We start from the raw sequence: 4,204 nt of genomic DNA on the forward strand, positions 1-4,204 counted from the left end.
CCGTGACGAGATGGGTGGCCAGTGCCTCGGGCGTCGGGTGGTCGAAGACCAGGGTCGCGGGCAGCCTGCGGCCGGCGGTCTGGCCGATTCGGTTGCGCAGCTCCACCGAGGTCAGCGAGTCGAAGCCGAGGTCCTTGAACGGCCGTGTCGGGTCGACCGCGTCCGGCGAGGTGAAGCCGAGTACCGACGCCACCTGGCCGCGGACCAGGTCGAGCGTGGTGCGGACCCTGTCCTCCGCGGACAGCCCGCGCAGCCGCTCGGCGAGGCCGCCCGGGGCGACGGAACGGTCGGCGACCCGCCGCGCGGGCCGGACCAGTCCGTGCAGCAGCGGGGGCAGCGTCGCCGGGGAGGCGGCGAGCCGGGCGGTGTCCAGCACGGTGGGAAGCAGCGCCGGGTCGGGCAGCGCCAGGGCGGTCTCCAGCAGGCCGAGGCCGCGCTCGGGGCTCAACGGGGGGAATCCGGAGCGGCTGATGCGGGCCGCCTCGGACTCGGTGAGCGCGTCGGCCATGCCGCCGGCACCGGCCCAGGGGCCCCAGGCGAGGGAGAGCGCGGGCAGTCCGCGGGCGTGCCGGTGACGGGCGAGGGCGTCCAGGTAGGCGTTGGCCGCCGCGTAGTTGGCCTGCCCGGGGCTGCCGAAGGTCCCGGACATCGAGGAGTACAGGACGAACGCGGCCAGGTCGGCGCCGGCCGTCGCCTCGTGCAGTGCGGCGGCCGCGGTCTTGGGCGCGAGCACGGCCCCGAGCCGGTCCTCCGTGAGCGACTCGACCAGGCCGTCGTCGAGGATGCCGGCGGCGTGCACCACGGCGGTGAGCGGATGCCGCTCGGGGACTTCGGCGAGCAGCGCCTTCAGCGCCGTGGGGTCGGTGACATCGCAGGCCGCGACGGTGACCTCGGCGCCCAGGGCGGTCAGTTCGGCGCTCAGCTCGGCGGCGCCGTCGGCTTCCGCTCCCCGCCGTCCGGCCAGCAACAGGTGGCGCACGCCGTGTTCGGTGACCAGGTACCGGGCGGTGAGGGCGCCGAGCGCGCCCGTGCCACCGGTCACCAGTACCGTGCCCTCCGCGTTCCACGCGGCGGGCACCGACAGCACGACCTTGCCCACGTGCCGGGCCTGGCTCACGAAACGGAACGCCTCCGGCGCACGCCGCACGTCGAAGACCCGCACCGGCGGCAGCGCCAGCGTTCCGGCGGCGAACAGCCCCAGGACCTCGGCCAGGATCTCCCCGATCCGCTCCGGTCCCGCCTCCTGCAGGTCGAACGCCCGGTAACCGCGCCCGGCGAACGCGTCCTCCTCCCGGATGTCCGCCTTGCCCATCTCCACGAACCGTCCCCCGGGCACCAACAGCCGCGCCGAGGCGTCCACGAACTCACCGGCCAACGCGTTGAGCACCACATCCACGCCGCGCCCGGCGGTCCGCTCCCTGAACGCACCCTCGAACGCCAGATCCCGCGACGACGCGAGATGCTCCGCGTCCAGCCCCGTGGCCCCCCACTTCGCCGGCGACGCCGTCCCGTACACCTCCGCGCCCAGATGGCGCGCCAACTGCACCGCCGCCATCCCGACGCCACCGGCCGCCGCGTGCACCAGCACCGACTCGCCGGCCGACAGCCCCGCCAGATCCACCAAGCCGTAGTACGCCGTCACAAAGGCGATCGGCACGGCCGCCGCCTCCGCGAAGCTCCACCCGTGCGGCAGCTGAGCCAGCAGCCGCTCATCGGTCACCGCCACCGGGCCCATCGCACCGTCGAAGAACCCCATCACCCGGTCCCCCACCGCACAGCGGGACACCCCGGGGCCGGCCTCCACCACCACACCGGCGGCTTCGCCTCCCACCAGCACCTCACCCGGGTACATCCCGAGCACGTTCAGCACGTCGCGGAAGTTCACCCCCGCCGCGCGCACCTCCACCCGGACCTGACCCGGCGCCAGCTCCGCCACCGCGTCCGGCGCCGCGAGCAGCGCCACGTTCTCCACCGCACCGCGCTCCGGCACTCCCACCCGCCACGCACCGCCGGGGGGCGGCACGAGGCCGCGGTCCGCGGCCGTCAGCCGTGCCGCGAGTACGGTCTCCCCGCGCACGGCGGTCTGCGGGTCACCGGAGGCGACGCAGAGGGCGAGCGCCCGGGCGGCGTCGCCGGCGGAGCTGTCCAGGTCGACCAGCACGATCCGGCCGGGGTGCTCGGACTGCGCCGAGCGCACCAGGCCCCATACGGCGGCCCCCGCCACATCGGGCACGGTGTCGGCGGGGTCCGCCTGCACCGCGCCACGGGTGGCCACGATCAGGCTGCTGCCCGCGTACCGCTCGTCGCCGAGCCACGACCGCAGCTGTCCGAGCACCTCGGTGGTGCGCGCCAGCACGGCCTCTGCGTCGGCGGATGTGTGCGCGCCGCCGGGGGCGTGCGCGTCCGGGCAGGCGGAAAGCACCAGATGAGTGGGGACCCGGCCGCTGTCGGCCAGGTCGTCGAGCGTGCCCGCCCGGTCGACGAGCGGCTCGCCCCCACCGAACTGCGCGAACTCGGCGGGCACTTCTCCAGCGGCCGGGACCGGGGTCCACTCCAGCCGGTAGAGGTCGTCGGGCTGGGGCGCCTCGTCGGTGAAGGCCGGTGCGGGCCGAGTGACGACACGCTCCACGGTGACGACCGGGCTGCCGGCCGGATCGACCGCCCGCACCCGGAGACCGTCACCGTCGTCCGCGGGTGAGACCCGGGCACGCAGGAGGGTCGCCCCGGACGCCCAGAGCGTCACCCCGGACCAGGAGAAGGGCAGACCGGTCTCGGTGCCGTCCCCCTGTACGGCGGCCGACTGGAGCGCGGCGTCGAGCAGCGCCGGGTGCAGCCCGAAGCCGGCGGCGGCGCTCTCCGGCAGCGTGAGTTCGGCGAAGACGTCCGCACCACGCGTCCACGCGGCCGATACGCCGCGGAACAGTTCGCCGTACTCCAGTCCGGCGGCCGCGAGCCGCTCGTAGAGCGCGTCCGGGTCGGTGGGCGCGGCGTCCTGGGGCGGCCATACGCCGACCAGGTCGGGGTCCTCGGTGACGGTCTGGGGCCGGGGGGCGAGAACGCCACTGGCGTTCCGGCTCCAGGGACGGTCCGGCCAGCCGTCGAACGTGCCCCCGTCCTCGCGCCGGGAGTGCACGGTGAGGGTTCGCCGGCCCTCGTCGTCAGCCGCGCCCACGGCCAGCTGCACCTGCACGGCGCCGTCCTCGGGGACGATCAGCGGCGCTTCCAGGACCAGCTCGTCCAGCTGCTCGGTCCGCGCCTGCTCACCGGCCCGCACCGCGAGGTCCACGAACGCCGTGCCGGGCACCACGATCCGGCCGTGCACCCGGTGCTGCGCCAGCCACGGCTGGGCAGCCTTCGAGATCCGGGCGGTGAAGAGGTAGCCGTCGTCCTCCGCGAGCGCGACGCCCGCACCCAGCAGCGGGTGATCGGTGACACCGAGACCGGCGGACGCGACATCGCCCGCCCAGGAGACGCCGGAGGGCCAGTAGTGGTCGGCGGCGAAGGCGTACAGGGGCAGCGCGACACGCCGCCCACCACCGCGCGCGAACGCGGCGGCCCGGTCGAGGTCCGCACCGCGCGCGTGGACACAGGCGAGGGCACGCAGCAGTGCGGTGTGCTCGTCGTGGCCGGAGCGCAGGGCGGGGACGGCGGCCGTGTCCTCGGTGAGGTGCGGGACGAGGGCGGAGAGCACACCGTCCGGGCCGAGTTCGAGGAACACGCCGACACCGGTGTCATGGGCCTGGCGCACAGCGTCCGCGAAACGGACCGGCTGCCGCACCTGTCCCACCCAGTAGGCCGGGGTGTCGATGGCGCCCGGCGCCGTGGTACGGACCGGGATCCGCGGGGCCTGGTACGTCAACGACTCCGCCACAGCGGTGAATTCGTCCAGCATCGGCTCCATCAGCGACGAGTGGAACGCGTGCGAGACGGCCAGCCGCTTGACTCGCACCTCCCGCGACCGAAGCTCCTTCTCCAGCGCCTCGATCGCGTCCGCCGCGCCCGAAACTGTCACCGAGGTCGGCCCGTTGACCGCCGCGAGGTCCACCCCGTCCGGCAGTTCCAACTCGCCCTCAGGCAGCTCCACCGCCAGCATCGCCCCACCCTCAGGCAGGGCATCCATCAACCGCCCACGCGCCGACACCAAAGCGCACGCGTCATCCAGCGACAACACCCCCGCCACATGCGCGGCGGCCAGCTCACCGAT

The 4,204-nt window shown here is 75.0% G+C and carries 1 protein-coding gene; it reads right to left on the reverse strand.

Annotated elements, in window-relative coordinates; all coding sequences use genetic code 11:
• Window positions 1-4,180: SDR family NAD(P)-dependent oxidoreductase (locus tag E0D90_RS24135; protein WP_307721173.1), on the reverse strand; the 4,180-nt coding region annotated here is incomplete at its 3' end.
• Window positions 4,181-4,204 lie beyond the last annotated feature (24 nt).

Source organism: Streptomyces otsuchiensis, assembly GCF_004305975.1.
Taxonomy (GTDB): Bacteria; Actinomycetota; Actinomycetes; order Streptomycetales; family Streptomycetaceae; genus Streptomyces; species Streptomyces otsuchiensis.